This is a genomic window from Isoptericola chiayiensis, from assembly GCF_013149805.1.
In the GTDB taxonomy this organism is placed as follows: domain Bacteria; phylum Actinomycetota; class Actinomycetes; order Actinomycetales; family Cellulomonadaceae; genus Isoptericola; species Isoptericola chiayiensis.
This window is the reverse complement of the sequence record NZ_JABEZT010000006.1, coordinates 156,806-173,535: the sequence shown is the minus strand read 5'-3', so window position 1 is coordinate 173,535 and position 16,730 is coordinate 156,806. Positions and strand designations below refer to the sequence as shown.

Genomic DNA, 16,730 nt, shown 5'->3' with positions numbered 1-16,730 from the left:
CTAGGACCGCCCTGTGACGCTCCCGCCGAGCCTCGCCGTGACGAGGTTCACCGGCTCACCGGTAGGCGTCGCGCAGCGTGTCGAGCGCGTGGGCCAGATCGTCCGGGTACTGCGAGGAGACGACGACGTCCCGGCCGGTGACGGGGTGGGCGAACCCCAGGCGCATCGCGTGCAGCCACTGCCGCTCCAGACCCGTGCGCGAGGCCAGCACCGGGTCCGCGCCGTAGGTCAGGTCACCCACGAGGGGATGGCGCAGCGCGGCGAAGTGGACCCGGATCTGGTGCGTGCGCCCGGTCTCGAGGTGCACCTCGGCGAGCGACGCCGCCGGCAGCATCTCGAGCACCTCGTAGTGCGTCACCGAGGGCTTCCCGCCAGCCACCACGGCGAACCGGTAGTCGTGGTGCGGGTGCCGGCCGATCGGCGCGTCGATGGTGCCCGTCGTCGGCTCGGGGTGGCCCTGGGCGAGCGCGTGGTAGACCTTGTCGACCGTGCGCTCCTTGAACGCCCGCTTGAGCCCGGTGTAGGCGGCCTCGGACTTGGCCACGACCATCAGGCCGGACGTGCCGACGTCGAGCCGGTGCACGATCCCCTGGCGTTCCGCCGCGCCGGAGGTCGAGATGCGGTACCCGGCCGCGGCGAGCGCGCCCACGACGGTGGGCCCGGTCCACCCCGGCGACGGGTGGGCCGCCACGCCGACCGGCTTGTCGACGACGACCACGTCGTCGTCCTCGTACGCGATCGTCATGCCCTCGACCGGCTCGGCGACGACCTCGACGGCCCCGGTCGGTGCGTCCGGGACGTCCACCTCGAGCAGCGTGTCGGGGACCAGCCGGTCCGACTTGCCCAGCACCCGGCCGTCCGCCCGCACCGCCCCGGAGGCGGCCAGCTCGGCGGCCTGGCTGCGGGAGAAGCCGAGCATCCGCCCCAGGGCGACGTCCACCCGTTCGCCGGCGAGCCCGTCGGGCACCGGCAGCGTGCGCAGCGCCATCAGTCGCGCTCGTCCGTCTCGCGGGTGCCGTCCAGCCGGATGCCGCGGAAGGTCAGGACGATGATCAGGCCGGCGGCAGCGACGATGGCGATGTCGGCGACGTTGCCGACGAAGAAGTCGACGTAGGCGATCATGTCCACCACGTGCCCCTCGGCGAAGCCCGGCTCGCGGAACAGCCGGTCGGCCAGGTTGCCCACCGCGCCGCCCAGCAGGAGGCCGAGCGCCACGGTCCAGCCGCGCGATCCCAGGCGGCGCATGGCCCGCAGGATCACCACGACGACGGCGACGACGACGATCGTCAGGACCCAGGTGTACCCGTTCGCCATGAACGACAGGGCCGCACCCGGGTTGAAGACCAGCGTCAGGCCCAGCAGGTCGCCCACCAGGTCGATGCGCTCGCCCTCGGTCAGCGACTCGAGCGCCCACCACTTGGTGAGCTGGTCGGCGACCAGGACCAGTGCGGCGAGCAGAAGGGCCAGCAGGCCGAGCCGACGGCTCGCCGGGCGCTCGGACGGCGCGTCGGGCGCCGTGCCGGTGGCGGCGACGCCGGTGGTCGGCGTCGGCCCGTCGGCCTCGTCCGGGGTCTCGGGAACCGGTGCGGGACCGGCGGGCGTGGTGGACATCGCGGCCGATTCTACGGCGCTAGCGACGCTCCTCGCGCGCCTTCGCCTCCACCGACAGCGTCGCCCGGGGGAAGGCCTGCAGGCGGGCCTTGCCGATCGGGGCGCCGGTCATCTCGCAGGTCGCGTACGTGCCCTTGGCGATCCGGTCCAGCGCGTGGGTGGTCTGCGCCAGCAGGTCGCGCAGGTTGTTGACCAGCGTGAGCTCCTGCTCGCGCTCCAGCGCGCTCGACCCGTAGTCCGCCTGGTCGTCGCCGGCGCCGTCGCCGGAGTTGCGCAGCAGGTCGGAGAGCTCGGCGTCGGCCGCGGCGAGCTCGGCGGTGAACCGCTCCTTGTCGTCGAGGAGGAGCTGGACGAGCTCGGAGACCTCCGCCGTCGTCCACGGTTCCTCCCCGTCGCGGACCGGGAACTTCTTCACGTCGCGCGAGAGGTTCGGGAACTCCTCGCGGATCGTGGCCCGCTGGGTGGTGGAGAGCTTGGGCATGCGCTGCCTTCCGTTCGTCGAAGTCACCAGAGCGTAAAGGGGCGGACCGGCCCGCACAACAGCACGCGCCGTGCAGGCGTGCGCCGTGCGGGACCGGTCCGCCCCCGACCGCTCCGGTGACGCTCCGGGGAGCGGCTCAGACGTTCTCGCCGGACCTGCCGGCGCCGGCGTTCTGACGCTGCGGCGGCAGGGCCGAGCCGCGGGCGTCCAGGTCGCCGAGGAGGTTCTGCAGGAAGCTCTTCAGCCGCGTGCGGTAGTCGCGCTCGAACAGGCGCAGCTCGTCGATCTTGCGCTCCAGCAGCGAACGCTCCTGCTCGAGCTGGGACAGGGTGCGGTGGCTGGTCTCCTCCGCCTCCCGCACGATGCGGCTGCCCTCGGCCTTGGCCTCGGTGATGAGCCGGTCGCCCTCCTCCTGGCCGGAGCGGACGTAGTCGTCGTGCAGCTTCTGGGCGAGCTGGAGCATGCCCGTGGCCGACTCGGGCTCGGCGGGCTTCTCGCCCGCGACCGCCGGCGCCGGGGTGGGCGCGGCCACGGGGGCGGGGGCCTCGGGCTCGGCGGACTGCTGCGCGGCCTCGTTGCGGCTCAGCTCGGCGACCCGCTGCTCGGCGGCGGTGAGCTTCGAGCGCAGGTCCTCGTTCTCCTCCTGCACCGACGTCAGGGTCCGCACGACCTCGTCGAGGAAGTCGTCGACCTCTTCGACGTCGTAGCCCTCGCGGAACTTCGTCGCCGAGAACTTCTTGTTGAGGATGTCCTCTGCCGTCAGCAGTGCCATCGTGTCACCTCGTTGCCGTAGCGCGGGTCTGGGCACGGACCCGGAGCGTCCGTGGATGACCACGGTAGCGGACCGCGGCCGGGCGGGCCGGTCGGGAGCGGCGCGATCACGACGTCTTCACAGGTCGGACCCGCCGACGCCGGGTGTCAGGACAGGCTCAGGGCGACGTTCCACAGGATGGACGTGCCCAGGAACAGGATGAGGAACGCCAGGTCGAGACGCACGGAGCCGAGCGTCAGCGGCGGGATCACCTTGCGCAGCGCGCGCAGCGGCGGGTCGGTGACGGTGTAGACGGCCTCCGCGAGCAGGAGCACCACGCCACGGGGCCGCCAGTCGCGCGCGAAGAACTGCACCCAGTCGAACACCAGCCGGACGATCAGGCACAGCATGAACAGCAGCAGCAGGAGGGCGACGAGCCCGAAGATCACACTCACGGGGGCAACTTACCGGACGCACGACGCGCGGCCCGAGGGGCGTGCTCGGGCCGCGCGTGCTGTCGTGCCGGTCAGCTCTGGTTGTAGAACGCACCCGTGCGGCCGTCGGGGCGCTTCTCGACCTGCTCCTCGCCGGCGATCTCCACGTGCTCGGGCGAGAGCAGGAAGACCTTGTTCGTCACCCGCTCGATCGATCCGTGCAGGCCGAAGATCAGCCCCGCCGAGAAGTCGACGAGCCGCTTGGCGTCCGCGTCGTCCATGTCGGACAGGTTCATGATCACCGGCGTGCCGCCGCGGAAGGCCTCGCCGATCAGCCGGGCGTCGTTGTAGGAGCGCGGGTGGATCGTGGTGATCCGCCGCAGGTCACCCCCGACGAACGCCTCCGCCGGGGCACCGTCCCGGTGCAGCGGCGTGACCTCGGCCTGGTAGTCGTCGTCGCGCACCGGCTCCAGCTCCTCGTCGAACTCGTCGAGGTACTCCCCGTCGGGGCGCTGGTCGTCGGCCAGCCCCAGGTACAGCATCGTCTTGCGAAGCGCTCCGCCCATCGCCCTGCTCCGTTCCTCGGTAGGTCAGTGACTTGACGGTAACCAGGTCGGCAGGCTAAGGATCGCGCGACACGCCGGGCCGAGATCGATGCGCGGGCTTCACCCCGTGCTCCGACCGGCACGCCGTCCCCGTGGTCACGTGGTCGTCCGGTCAGGTCAGCACGACGACGCCGGCCTGCCGCCCGGTGACGTCCCCCGCCGCCGTCGCACCGCGGTGGGAGTACAGGTCGGGGTCGGTCAGCGTGCAACGCTCCACCCGCGTCGTCGGCACACCCCGGGCGGCCAGCACGGCGAGCACACCGGCGGGCAGGTCCAGTCCCGCCGTGCCCGCGGCCGTCGTCGCCCAGGCCTGCGGCACGACGGCGGACACCTCGTCCCGCATCTGCTCGGGGACCTCGTAGCAGTCGCCGCACACCGCCGGCCCGACGGCGGCACGCAGGCCGTCCGGCGTCGCACCGCGGGCGAGCAGGGCGTCCACCGCGCGGTCCACGACGCCGGCCACCAGGCCGCGGCGTCCGGCGTGCGCGACGCCGGCCACCCGGGCGACCGGGTCGGCCAGGACCACCGGGACGCAGTCGGCGACCAGGACGCCCAGGCCGAGCCCGGCCTCCGTCGTCACCATCGCGTCGGCGACCCCGGCGCTGTCCGTCCGGCCCGACTCCCACTCGGCCCGCTCGGCCGCGCCGAGGGCGAGCACGTCGTCGCCGTGGACCTGGGTCGCGAACGCGACCGGCGCCCCGACCCAGCCCGCCAGCACGTCGCGGTTGCGCCGCACGCGGGCCGGGTCGTCACCCGTGGCGGGCGAGAGGTCGAGCGACGACCACGGCGCCGGCGACACGCCGCCGTGCCGCGTGGTGAACCCCGCCACCACGCCGTCGCCGAGGTCGACCCGCAGCAGGCCGGCCCCCAGGTCGTCCGGCAAGAGCGCCTCCTGGGCCCAGGGTGCCGGCGTCGTCACTTGAGGAAGTCGGGCACGTCGAGCTCCTCGGGCGGGCGGGTCCGCTCGACGACGCGCGGGACGTCCACGGGACGCTCGACGGTGACGCCCTCGCCCTCGCCGTCCTCGACGACGGTGAACGCCGGTCGCGACTGGCGTGCGCCGACCGGCTCCAGGCTGGCCGGCACGTCGTCCGGGTCGGCCGGGATGGGACGCGGCCGGGCGTGCGCCGGCTCGGCGGCCGCCGGGACCGGAGCGGTAGCCGGCGAGGCGCCGGGCGTCGCGCTGCTCGTGGCCGACGCCGGGCGCGGGCCCGACTCCGAGGAGCGGGCGGCGTCACCGGCCGCGGCGCGCGACCCGGAGACCTGGCCCAGCGCCCGGGAGTCCTCACGCGCCTTCGGCAGCCCGCCGTCAAAGCCGGCGGCGATGACCGTCACCCGCACCTCGTCGCCGAGGGCGTCGTCGATGACCGTACCGAAGATGATGTTGGCCTCGGGGTGCGCGGCCTCCTGGACGAGGCGGGCCGCCTCGTGGACCTCGAACAGGCCGAGGTCGCTGCCGCCCTGGATGGACAGCAGCACACCGTGGGCGCCGTCGATGGACGCCTCCAGCAGCGGCGAGGAGATCGCCAGCTCGGCGGCCTGGACCGCGCGGTCCTCGCCGCGTGCGGAGCCGATGCCCATCAGCGCCGAGCCGGCCCCCTGCATCACCGACTTGACGTCGGCGAAGTCGAGGTTGATCAGGCCCGGGGTGGTGATCAGGTCGGTGATGCCCTGGACCCCCGAGTGCAGAACCTGGTCGGCCGAGTGGAACGCGGCGATGGCCGAGACGCTCTTGTCGGACATCGACAGCAGGCGGTCGTTGGGGATGACGATGAGGGTGTCGACCTCCTCGCGGAGCTGCTCGATCCCCTGCTCGGCCTGCACCGAGCGCCGGCGGCCCTCGAACGTGAACGGCCGGGTCACGACGCCCACGGTGAGCGCACCCAGCGCACGCGCGATGCGCGCGACGACCGGCGCTCCCCCCGTCCCGGTGCCGCCGCCCTCGCCGGCGGTGACGAAGACCATGTCCGCCCCGCGCAGGACGTCCTCGATCTCCTCGGCGTGGTCCTCGGCGGCCTTGCGGCCCACCTCGGGGTCCGCGCCGGCGCCGAGGCCGCGGGTGAGCTCGCGCCCGACGTCGAGCTTGACGTCGGCGTCCGACATCAGCAGCGCCTGCGCATCGGTGTTGATGGCGATGAACTCGACGCCCTTGAGGCCGACCTCGATCATGCGGTTCACGGCGTTCACGCCGCCACCGCCGATGCCGACCACCTTGATCACTGCCAGGTAGTTCTGCGGAGTTGCCACGTCGTTGCCTCTCGGGTCGTTCCGGTCCTGACACCCTCCGGGAGCCGGCCTCGCCAACTCTCAGGTTAAGGTTGAGGGTTAGTGTTATGTCAGGTTGCTGCTGTCACCGACGGTAGGTCGCCGCTCGGGGCCGTGCCCGCACGTTCCCCGGCGTGTCGCGAGCGGCGCGGGGCGAGTTGACGCCCGACCGGTGCTCACCGGGTCACCGGCATGTGCGGCGAGGAGACGTCGATCACGACCGCGTCGTCCGCCACCTCGCGCAGCGTCCGGACCACCTCCACCTTGAGGTCGAGCTCCTCGCGCCCGCCCCACCGCACGCTCACGCCGTCGCGCAGCACCGTCTCGACGTCGTCCCGCGTGCGGGCACTGACCTCGTCGACACGCTTGGCCAGTCCCGGTGGCAGGGCCGCGACCACGGCCAACGCCGAGGTCAGGGCGCCCGAGGACGCGTCGTCGAGCGGCACGGCGATCACCGGCAGCCGCGCCGGCGCCTCGGCCGTCCGGCCCACGCGGACCGCCTCGTCGTCCAGCAGCACGAACCCGTCCTCGTCCGGGACCGCCGCGACCGGCACCCGCGCCGTGAGCCGCACGTCGAGCCCGTGCGGCCACGACCGGACCACGTCGACGTCCTTGACACCGCGCAACCCGAGGATCTCCTCCCGCATCCCGGCGGTGTCGACGCGGACCAGGGGCGTCCCGGCCGGCGCGAGCGCGACGTCACGCACCCGCTCGACGTCGACGGTGGTGCCCTCCCCGGTGACCGAGACCTCGCGGGCGTCCAGCGCCAGGAGGTCCGACCAGCCGACCGCCCAGCCGACGCCGCCGGCCAGGGCCAGCACCAGGACGCCGACCAGCACCGTGCGCCACGTGCGGTGCCGCCGCATCGCCGACCGTTCGGCGCGGCGGTCGGCCATCGTGGTCGAGACGCGGTCGGGACCCTTCGTGGACGGGGCGGACGCGGCCCGCGCAGGTCGTGCCGCACGCCCCCGCGGCGCCTCGGCGGCCGAGGCCGCGCTGCGGGCCGAACCTGCGCTCCGCGCCGACGACGCGCTCCGTGCCGACGACGCGCTCCGTGCCGAGGTCGCGCCCCGCTCCGACCCGGCGTCCGGGCCGCTGCGCGCACGCCCGTCCCGCCCGGCGCTCGGCGGGGTACGGGGTCGCGGTGGCGGACGCATCACCCCATCGTCGTGGCTGCGGGGCCGCCGTCGGGCCGCGCCACGCCGAACCGGTCGGCCAGCGCGGCGAGGATCACCGGACCCAGCTCGGTCACGTCGCCCGCACCGACGGTGATCACCACGTCCCCGGCCAGGGCGAGCTCCGCCGTCGCCCGGGCCGCCTCCAGGCGGTCCTCGACCGCGCGCACCCGCCCGCCCGAGACGGTGGGACCGGCGAGGTCGGTGATGGTGCGCGCCGTGACCCGCGGGTCCACGTCCTCCCGCGCGCGGTACACGCCGGTCACGACCGCCTCGTCCGCCAGCGCGAGCGCGGCGGCGAACCGGTCGGCGAACGCGCGGGTGCGGGAGTAGAGGTGCGGCTGGAACAGCACCACGAGGCGACCGTCGCCCGCGACCGGCCGCGCGGCGCGCAGGAGCGCCTCGACCTCGGTGGGGTGGTGGTCGTAGCTGTCGAACACCCGCACCCCGCCGACCTCGCCGCGGGGCTCGAACCGCCGACCGGTCCCGACGAACGTGCCGGCCCCGGCGACCGCGAGGTCGGCCGGGACGTCGAGCAGCACGGCGGCGACCACGGCCGCCGTCGCGTTGAGCACGTTGTGGGCACCGGGCACGTCGAGCTCGATCGCCCGGCCGGCGGCACCCAGGGGACCCCCGGCCACGACGGCGCGCACCGTGCCCGCACCGACGACGACGTCGCCCACCACGACGTCGGCGTCCGGGGAGGTGCCGTAGGTGACGACCCGGCCGCCGTCGGCACGGTGCCGTGCCGCCAGCCGCGCCGACCCGTCGTCGTCCGCGCACGCGACGAGCCAGCCGTCGGCGCCGAGGCGGCCGGCGAAGTCGACGAACGCCTGCTCGAAGGCCTCGACGGACCCGTAGTGGTCCAGGTGGTCGGCCTCGACGTTGGTCACGACCGCGACGGTCGGGGTGTAGTTGAGGAACGAGCCGTCGGACTCGTCGGCCTCGGCGACGAGCACGTCCGAGCTGCCCGCGTGCCCCCCGGGCAGGTGCCGCTCCCCCGCCCCGTCGCGCACCCGCACGGTGCCGCCGATGGCGTAGGACGCGTCGGTGCCCGCGGCGGTCAGGACGGTCGCGACCATCGCGGACGTCGTGGTCTTGCCGTGGGCGCCGGCCACCGCCACGGTGCGACGTCCGTGCATCAGCGCGGCGAGCGCCTCGGACCGGTGCAGCACGCGCACCCCCGCCTCCCGGGCGGCGGCCAGCTCGGGGTTGGAGTCGCGCACCGCCGAGGAGACGACGACGGTGTCCACGAGCGCCACGCCGTCCGGTGCGACGACGTGGCCGGCGTCGTGCCCCACCCACACGCGGATCCCGTCGGCCCGCAGGGCGGTCAGCGCCGGCGACCCGACCGCGTCGGACCCCTGCACGTCGAGGCCGCGGGCGGCGAGCAGCCGGGCGACCACGGAGACCCCCGCACCGCCGACGCCGATCAGGTGCACGCGGCCCAGGTCGGCCGGCTCGGGAACGCTCATGCCCGCTCCCCCGTCCCGGCCGCCGCGTCGACCAGGTCGGCGACCCGTGCCGCGGCGTCGCGCACGCCCACGCTGCGGGCCGCCACCGACATGGCCTCGAGGCGCGCGCGGTCCGTGGCGAGCGCCGGCACGTGCTCGGCCACCCACGCGGGTGTCAGGTCGTCGTCGGCCACCAGCAGTCCTCCCCCGGCGCCGACGACGCCGGCGGCGTTGAGGCGCTGCTCACCGTTGCCGATCGGCAGCGGCACGTACACGGCGGGCAGCCCGAGGGCGGCCAGCTCGCAGACCGTCCCGGCGCCGGACCGGGCGACCACGAGGTCGCAGGCGGCCAGCGCCTGGTGCATCTCGGTGAGGTACTCGCGCACCTGGTAGCGGCCGATCTCGTGGGTGGCGGCGAGGCCGGCGACGGCGGCGCGGACCTCGTCCGCCTTGTCACGACCGGTCAGGTGCAGCACCTGCAGCCCGGCGTCGAGCAGGGACCCGGCCGCGCCGACGACGGCCCGGTTGACCGAGAGCGCGCCGGAGGAACCGCCGGTGACGAGGACGGTGGGCAGCGCCGGGTCGAGGCCGAGGGCGTCGGCGGCCTCCACGCGGACCGCCACGGCGTCCGTCTCACGGGCCGCGACGAGCGCGTCGATCTCGCGGCGCAGGGGCAGCCCGACGCACGTGGCCCCCGCGAGCTCGGTGTCGGCGAAGGTGGTGCCCACCGCGGCCGCCCACCGGGCGCCGAGCCGGTTGGCCAGGCCCGGCCGGGCGTTCTGCTCGTGGATGACCACCGGCACGTCGAGCCGCCGCGCGGCGAGGTAGGCGGGCGTGGACACGTAGCCGCCGAACCCCACCACCGCCTCGGCGTCGATCTCGGTGATCGCGGCCTCGGCGGCGCGCACCGCCGTCGTCAGCCGGCCGGGCAGGCGCAGCAGGTCGACGCTGGGTCGACGCGGCAGGGGGACGCGGGGGATCTCGCGCAGCGTGTAGCCGCGGGCCGGGATGAGGTCGGCCTCGAGCCCGGCGGCGGTGCCCAGGACGCGGATCTGCGCGGCGGGCTCACGGCGGCTCAGCTCGTCGGCGACGGCCAGCAACGGGTTCACGTGGCCGGCGGTCCCCCCGCCGGCGAGCACGACGGAACGCACGTGGGAGTTCTTCACAACCCGGACCCTACCGGGCGTCGCGGCGCCCCCGGCCGAGCACCGCCATCGAGCGCCGCACGACGCCGTCGCGGGCCGCGAGCGCCTCGGCCGCGCCGGGTTCGGAGCGGGCGAAGCTGATCACCATGCCGAGCGCCACCATGGTGGCGACCAGCGCCGACCCGCCGGCGGAGACCAGCGGCAGCGGCACCCCGATGACGGGGAAGACGCCGACGACGACGCCGATGTTGAGGAACGCCTGGCCCACGATCCAGCAGGCCACGGCGGCGGTGGTGATCTTGACGAACGGGTCGGGGTGCCGGCGCACCACGCGGGCCATGGCGACCCCGAGCGCGACGAACAGCGCCAGCACGGACAGCGTGCCGAGCAGCCCGAGCTCCTCGCCGAGGATCGCGAAGATGAAGTCGTTGTGCGCCTCGGGCAGGTACCGCCACTTCTCGCGGCTGGCACCCAGCCCGACGCCGAAGAGACCTCCGGTGCCGAGGCCGTACAGCCCGTGCAGGGACTGGTAGCACTCGCCGCCCGGGTCGGTGCACCCGCCGTAGGTGGCCAGGATGCGGCTCATGCGGTTCGAGTTGTCGACGACGGCGTACAGCACGACCGCAGCCGCCCCGGCCGCGCCGAGGGGCAGCAGCAGCCGGGCCGGCGCGCCGGCGACCCACATCGCCCCGGCCACGAGCCCGGCGACGATCATCGCGGTGCCCAGGTCGTTGCCCGCCATCACGAGACCGAAGACCACCAGGGCCCCGGGCACGGCCGGTACGAGGGCGTGCCCGACCGAGCCGAGCAGGTGCTGCTTGCGGCCGAGCACCGCACCGAGCCACAGGGCGAGGGCGAGCTTGGCGATCTCGGCGGGCTGGACCGTCACGCCGCCGACGTGGATCCACCCCACGTTGGATCCCGCGGCCCGGCCGAGGGCCGGGACCAGGGTCAGCGACTGCAGCGCGATCGCCACGACGAGGGCCGGCCAGGCGAGGCGCTTGTACCAGCGCACCGGAAGCCGCGCGGCCACCAGCATCAGCGGCAGCCCGATGAGGGCGAAGCGCGCCTGCTTGAGCCCCTCGGCGTACGGCGACTCGCCGGCGGCGATCGACGTGACCGTGCTGGACGACAGCACCATCACCAGGCCGATGATGAGCAGCAACGCCGTGGCACCCACCAGCAGGTAGTAGCTCGTGACCGACGAGTTCCACTGCCCCAACCACTGGCGCTCCGGCCGACCGGCAGGCTTGCGCACCCCGGCGGTGACGGCCATCAGGCTCCCTACGGCAGGTCCTCCACGGCGGCGACGAACGCGTCGCCGCGCGCCGCGTAGGACGCGAACTGGTCCATGGACGCTCCGGCCGGGGCCAGCAGCACGGTGTCGCCGGGGACGGCGAGACCGCGCGCCGCGGACACCGCCCGGCGCATCACGGTGCCAGTGTCGCCGGGATCGACCACGACGACGGGGATCTCGGGGGCGTGTCGCGCCAGCGCGTCGGTGAACGGCTCCGGGTCGACGCCGATGACGACGGCGGCGCGCAGCCGGTCGGCGCGCGCGGCGACCAGGTCGTCGAACCGCGCCCCCTTGGCCAGCCCGCCGGCGATCCACACCGCGGCACCGGGCGGGCACGACGCCAGGGAGGCGGCCGCCGCGTGCGCGTTCGTGGCCTTCGAGTCGTCGACCCAGGCCACGCCGTCCAGGGTGCGCACGAGCGCGGACCGGTGGGCGTCGGGGCGGAACGCCCGCAGCCCGTCCCGCACGGCGACGGCGGGCACCCCGTGCGCGCGGGCCAGCGCCGCCGCGGCGAGCGCGTCGGCGACGACGTGCGGCGGGGCGCCGTCGGGTCCGAGGTGGGCCAGGTCGGCCAGGGTGCCGAGCTCGGCGGCCGTGCGGTGGCGGTCGCGGGCGTCGGGCGCGACGTGGAACGCGCGGTCGACCAGGACGTCCTCGACGAGCCCCACCTGGCCGGGTCCGGGCGCCCCGAGCGTGAAGCCCACGGCGAGCGCGCCCTCGGCGACGTCGGCCTCCCGCACGAGGCGCTCGGTGCGCGGGTCGGCCACGTTGTACACGCAGGCCACCTGGGCGCCCGCGTAGATCCGGCCCTTGGCGGCCGCGTAGGCGTCGGGCCCGCCGTGCCAGTCGAGGTGGTCGTCGGCGATGTTCAGCACCGCACCGGCCTGCACGGCCATGGTGCTGGTGTGGTGCAGCTGGAAGCTGGACAGCTCGACCGCCAGCACGTCGAGGTCCGGGTCCTGCGCCGCGGCGAGCACCGGGGTGCCGACGTTGCCGACGGCGGCGGTGCGCAGGCCGGCGGCGGTCAGGATCGAGGCCAGCATCTGCACCGTGGTCGTCTTGCCGTTGGTCCCGGTCACCGCGAGCCACGGCGCGCCACGGCGCAGCCGCCACGCCAGCTCCACCTCGCTCCACACCGGCACCCCGGCGGCTCGGGCAGCGGTCAGCAGGTCGGACGACGGCGGCCAGCCCGGCGAGGCGACGACCAGGTCCGCACCCGCCACGGTCCGGGCGAGCACCGTCGGGTCCGCCGCGTCGCGGCCGGTCACGTCGGCGTCGGCGGCGCGGGCGTCGACGGTCACGAGCCCGGCGACGCGGCCGTCGAGCGCGGCCACCACGGCCCGCCCGGTCACCCCGAGGCCAGCGACCACGACGTGCGCCCCGGCGGGGACGCCGTCCGGCTCCGGGCCGGTCAACTCACGACCCACTCGGCGTAGAACACGCCCATCCCGAGGGCGGCGAAGAACCCGGCGATCAGCCAGAACCGGATGACGATGGTCACCTCGCCCCACCCGGACAGCTCGAAGTGGTGGTGCAGCGGGGCCATCTTGAACACGCGCTTGCCGGTGAGCTTGAACGAGCCGATCTGGATGATGTCCGACATCACGATGATGACGAACAGACCGCCGATGATGGCGGCGAGGATCTCGGTGCGCGACAGGATCGACAGACCCGCCAGGGCGCCGCCCAGCGCCAGCGACCCTGTGTCGCCCATGAAGATCTTCGCCGGCGACGCGTTCCACCACAGGAACCCGACGCAGGCGCCCATGATCGCGGCGGCCACGATCGCGATGTCCTGCGGGTCGCGCACCTCGTAGCAGCCGGGGCCCGCCGCGGCGAGCCGCTGGCAGGACTGGTTGAGCTGCCAGATACCCACCAGCACGTAGGCGCCGAACACGATCAGCGAGGAGCCCGTGGCCAGGCCGTCGAGGCCGTCGGTGAGGTTCACGGCGTTCGACCACGCCGTGATGAGGAAGTTCGCCCACACCACGAACAGGATGAGACCCACGGTCACCCCGGCGAACGCCAGGTCCAGGTTCGTGTCGCGCAGGAACGAGATCTTGGTCGACGCCGGCGTGCGGGAGTTCTCGTTGGGGAACTGCAGCGCCAGGACCGCGAAGGAGATCCCCACGAAGCCCTGCCCGACGATCTTGGCCTTCGCCGTCAGACCGAGCGAGCGCTGCTTGCGGATCTTGGTGAAGTCGTCCAGGAACCCGACCAGCCCCAGACCTGTCATCAGGTACAGGGCCAGCAGCGCCGAGGCGCTCGGCGGCCGTCCCGCCAGCACCATGGAGGCCGCCACGCCCAGCAGGGTCGCCGCGATGATCACGACGCCGCCCATGGTGGGGGTGCCGCGCTTGGTGAAGTGCGCCGTCGGACCGTCCTGACGGACGAACTGCCCGTAGTTGCGGTGCACGAGGAACCGGATGAACAGCGGCGTACCCAGCAGCGCCACCAGCAGCGACACGCCCGCCGACGTCAGGACCGCGATCATCCGGCGGCCTCCACGAGCTCGTCCGCGAGCCGCCACAGCCCCGAACCGTTGGACGCCTTGACGAGCACGACGTCACCGCCGGTCAGCTCGGCGGCCAGCACCTCGCGCGCCGTGGCCAGGTCGGGCACGAACACCGACTCCTCTCCCCAGGACCCCTCCTGCTGGGCGCCCTCGTGGATGTGGTAGGCGCCCTCGCCGACGACGACGAGACGCTTCACGTTGAGCCGCACGGCGAGCCGCCCGATCGCGTCGTGCTCGGTGCGCGCGCCCTCGCCGAGCTCGCGCATCTCCCCCAGCACCGCGACGGAACGCCGGGTCCGTCCGGCCATCACCGCCAGGGTACGCAGGGCCGCGCGCATCGAGTCGGGGTTGGCGTTGTACGAGTCGTCCACGACGGTCACGCCGTCGGGCCGCTCCGTCACCGCCATGCGGTGCGGGCTCGCGGGCGTGGCCGCGGACAGCCGCTCCGCGGCGGCGTCGACCGGCAGGCCGAGCCGTACGGCGACGGTGGCCGCTGCGAGCGCGTTGGTGACGTGGTGGGCACCGACGAGCCGCAGCGCGACCGGAGCCGACTCCTCGCCGACGGACAGCGTGAACCGGGCCCGGCCGCCGTCGACGACGACGTCGCGGGCGCGCACCTGCGCCGCCGAGATGGTGCCGAACGTGACGACCTGCGTCTCCTCGGCCGCCCGCGCGGCCATGGCGGCGACCCGCGAGTCGTCCGCGTTGAGCACGACCGTCCCGCCGTCGCGGACGCCCTCGACCATCTCGCCCTTGGTCCGCGCGATCGTCTCGACGTCGCCGAACACTCCGACGTGGGCGGTGCCCACGGCGAGCACGACGCCGACGTCGGGCGGCGCCAGCCGGGTCAGGTCGGCGATGTTGCCGGGCCGGTCGGCCCCCATCTCCAGCACCATGAGCCGGGTCCGGTCCGTGGCCCGCAGCACGGTCAGGGGCAGCCCGATCTCGTTGTTGAACGAGCCGGTCGGCACGACGATCGCGTCGGCGTCCACCTCGGGGGCGAGCAGCCTGCCCAGGAGGTCCTTGGTGGTGGTCTTGCCCATCGAGCCCGTCACGGCGACCACGCGCACCTCGGAGCGCGCGCGCAGCCGCTCCAGGACCATCCGGGCCAGCTCGCCCAACGCCACCTGGACGTCCGCGACGACCACGCACGGCACCCCGTCGAGGGGGCGGGCGGCCAGCACGAGCGAGGCGCCCTGCGCCACGGCCCCGGCCGCGAAGTCGTGGCCGTCGACGTGCTCGCCGGGCAGCGCCACGAACAGCGCGCCGGGCTCGACCCGGCGCGAGTCGACCACGACCGGTCCGGACACCGTGGCCCGCGGGTCCACGCCGGCCGGCATACCTCCGGTGGCCTCGGCGACCTCGGCGGCGGTGAGCTCGATCATGCGGTGGCGGTCCTCTCTGCGCGGGCGCGCAGCCCGGCGCGCGCCTCGTGACGGTCGTCCAGCTCGAGGTCGACGCCGGCGACCTCCTGGACGGTCTCGTGGCCGCGTCCGGCGACCAGCACGGTGTCGTCGGCGGCCGCGTCGAGCACCGCCCGGCGGACGGCGTCGCCCCGGGGGGCGACCTCGCGGACGACGACGGTACGCCCGGCGTCCTGCGCGGCCGCGCGGGCCGCCTCGGCCCCGGCCAGCACCTCGGCGCGCACCTTGCCCGGATCCTCGTCGTGCGGGTCGTCGTCGGTGACCCACACGACGTCGGCACCGGCGACGGCCGCCGCGCCCATCGCCGGTCGCTTGCCGGGGTCGCGGTCCCCGGTCGCCCCGAACACGACCGCCAGGCGCCCCTGCGTCGTCGGACGCAGCGCGGCCAGGGCCAGCTCGAGTGCCTCGGTGTTGTGGGCGAAGTCCACCACCACACGCGGGTCGCCGTCGCCGCCGGGCCCCACGACCTCCATCCGGCCGGGCACGCGGGCGGACAGGCCGTCGCCGGCCGCCAGCGCGGCGGTGACCTCGTCGAACGGCACCCCGGCGGCCAGCACCATCACGACCGCCAGGGCGGCGTTGGCGACGTTGAACCCGCCGGGCAGCGAGGTCGAGGTGCGCAGCGAGCGCCCGTCGCGGTGGGTGAGCGTGAACGCCGACCCGGTGCCGTGCGTCGCGACGTCGGAGACCGTCCAGTCCGCGGTGGCCCCGCCGTCGGTCCCGGCGGCACCCGGGGTGCGGACCGTCTCGACCGGCACGGAGGCGGTGGCGGCCATCCGCTCGCCCCAGGCGTCGTCGACCACGACGACGCCGCGGCGCGACCGCGCGGGGGTGAACAGCTCGGCCTTCGCCGCGAAGTAGGTCGGCAGGTCGCCGTGGAAGTCGAGGTGGTCCTGGCTGAGGTTGGTGAACCCCGCCACGTCGTACACCACGCCGTCGACGCGGTGCATCGCGATCGCGTGCGACGACACCTCCATCGTCAGGGCGGACACGCCGTCCTCGACCATCGCCGCGAGCAGCGCCTGCAGGTCGGGGGCCTCCGGGGTGGTCAGGCGGCTCGCGAGCACGCGGTCGCCGGCCCGGGTCTCGACGGTGCCCACCAGGCCCGCCGTGTGCCCGAGCGCCCGCAGCAGGTGGTCCAGCTGGTAGGTGGTGGTGGTCTTGCCGTTGGTCCCGGTGACGCCGAAGGTACGCAGCGCGCCGGCCGGCTCGCCGTGCACCCAGGCGGCCACGGGACCGAGCACGAGCCGCGGGTCGGGGGCCACGAGCACGGGGACGCCGAGACGCGCCGCGCGGGCGGCGCCGGCGTCGTCGGTCAGCACCGCACGGGCACCGCGGGACACGGCGTCGGCGGCGAAGTCGGCACCGTGGGCGCGTGTCCCGGGCAGCGCGACGAACAGGTCACCGGAGGCCACCGCACGGTTGTCGCTCGCCACCGCGCCGACGGTGGCGTCGGTCGGCAGGGCACCCGTCGTACGCAGGTCGAACGCCTCGGCGAGGTCGGTCAGCCGTCTCGGCACGCCGCGCGCGGGACGGATGCGGTCGCTCGGGGATGTCACGGGTAGAACCTACC

Annotated in this window: 16 protein-coding genes; all 16 read right to left on the bottom strand. The window is 74.9% G+C overall.

Going from position 1 to position 16,730, the window contains the following annotated elements; genetic code table 11:
- Positions 1-55: 55 nt before the first annotated feature.
- A complete protein-coding gene (locus HDG68_RS12360; protein WP_172152514.1) occupies positions 56-988 on the bottom strand; it encodes an RluA family pseudouridine synthase in 933 nt (310 codons plus the stop codon).
- A complete protein-coding gene (gene lspA, locus HDG68_RS12355; protein WP_172152512.1) occupies positions 988-1,611 on the bottom strand; it encodes a signal peptidase II in 624 nt (207 codons plus the stop codon). The genes HDG68_RS12360 and lspA overlap by 1 nt, the downstream gene beginning before the upstream one ends.
- A 19-nt stretch (positions 1,612-1,630) precedes the next feature.
- Positions 1,631-2,092, bottom strand: a complete 462-nt coding sequence (locus tag HDG68_RS12350; protein WP_172152510.1) for a TraR/DksA family transcriptional regulator — start codon at positions 2,090-2,092, stop codon at positions 1,631-1,633.
- A gap of 136 nt (positions 2,093-2,228) precedes the next feature.
- Positions 2,229-2,864, bottom strand: coding sequence for a DivIVA domain-containing protein (locus HDG68_RS12345; protein ID WP_172152508.1), 636 nt, complete (start codon positions 2,862-2,864; stop codon positions 2,229-2,231).
- A 146-nt stretch (positions 2,865-3,010) separates the two neighbouring features.
- Positions 3,011-3,298: a YggT family protein gene (locus tag HDG68_RS12340; protein WP_172152506.1), complete on the bottom strand. Its 288-nt coding sequence runs from the start codon at positions 3,296-3,298 to the stop codon at positions 3,011-3,013.
- 71 nt (positions 3,299-3,369) lie between these two features.
- Positions 3,370-3,843: a cell division protein SepF gene (locus HDG68_RS12335; RefSeq protein ID WP_172152504.1), complete on the bottom strand. Its 474-nt coding sequence runs from the start codon at positions 3,841-3,843 to the stop codon at positions 3,370-3,372.
- Between the two features lie 151 nt (positions 3,844-3,994).
- Positions 3,995-4,801 (bottom strand): laccase domain-containing protein, encoded by an 807-nt coding sequence (locus HDG68_RS12330; protein WP_172152503.1) that lies wholly within the window; start codon positions 4,799-4,801, stop codon positions 3,995-3,997.
- A complete protein-coding gene (gene ftsZ / locus HDG68_RS12325; RefSeq protein ID WP_172152502.1) occupies positions 4,798-6,129 on the bottom strand; it encodes a cell division protein FtsZ in 1,332 nt (443 codons plus the stop codon). The genes HDG68_RS12330 and ftsZ overlap by 4 nt, the downstream gene beginning before the upstream one ends.
- Before the next feature lie 194 nt (positions 6,130-6,323).
- Positions 6,324-7,304 (bottom strand): cell division protein FtsQ/DivIB, encoded by a 981-nt coding sequence (locus HDG68_RS12320; protein ID WP_172152501.1) that lies wholly within the window; start codon positions 7,302-7,304, stop codon positions 6,324-6,326.
- Entirely contained in the window at positions 7,304-8,797 is a 1,494-nt protein-coding gene (gene murC / locus HDG68_RS12315) for a UDP-N-acetylmuramate--L-alanine ligase (protein WP_172152500.1), read from the bottom strand. Before murC ends, HDG68_RS12320 begins: the two co-directional genes overlap by 1 nt.
- On the bottom strand, positions 8,794-9,942 hold the full coding sequence (gene murG, locus HDG68_RS12310; protein ID WP_172152499.1) for an undecaprenyldiphospho-muramoylpentapeptide beta-N-acetylglucosaminyltransferase: 1,149 nt from the start codon (positions 9,940-9,942) through the stop codon (positions 8,794-8,796). Before murG ends, murC begins: the two co-directional genes overlap by 4 nt.
- Before the next feature lie 10 nt (positions 9,943-9,952).
- Positions 9,953-11,197: a putative lipid II flippase FtsW gene (ftsW, locus tag HDG68_RS12305; RefSeq protein WP_172152498.1), complete on the bottom strand. Its 1,245-nt coding sequence runs from the start codon at positions 11,195-11,197 to the stop codon at positions 9,953-9,955.
- Between the two features lie 8 nt (positions 11,198-11,205).
- Positions 11,206-12,633, bottom strand: a complete 1,428-nt coding sequence (murD, locus tag HDG68_RS12300) for a UDP-N-acetylmuramoyl-L-alanine--D-glutamate ligase (RefSeq protein ID WP_172152497.1) — start codon at positions 12,631-12,633, stop codon at positions 11,206-11,208.
- The gene (gene mraY, locus HDG68_RS12295; protein WP_172152496.1) at positions 12,630-13,712 is read right to left on the bottom strand and encodes a phospho-N-acetylmuramoyl-pentapeptide-transferase; all 1,083 of its coding nucleotides are present in this window, start codon (positions 13,710-13,712) and stop codon (positions 12,630-12,632) included. Before mraY ends, murD begins: the two co-directional genes overlap by 4 nt.
- Positions 13,709-15,118, bottom strand: a complete 1,410-nt coding sequence (locus HDG68_RS12290) for a UDP-N-acetylmuramoyl-tripeptide--D-alanyl-D-alanine ligase (RefSeq protein ID WP_172152494.1) — start codon at positions 15,116-15,118, stop codon at positions 13,709-13,711. Before HDG68_RS12290 ends, mraY begins: the two co-directional genes overlap by 4 nt.
- Positions 15,115-16,716 carry a UDP-N-acetylmuramoyl-L-alanyl-D-glutamate--2,6-diaminopimelate ligase gene (locus tag HDG68_RS12285; RefSeq protein ID WP_172152492.1) on the bottom strand — a complete coding sequence of 534 codons (1,602 nt, stop codon included), beginning with the start codon at positions 16,714-16,716 and terminating at the stop codon, positions 15,115-15,117. Before HDG68_RS12285 ends, HDG68_RS12290 begins: the two co-directional genes overlap by 4 nt.
- Positions 16,717-16,730 lie beyond the last annotated feature (14 nt).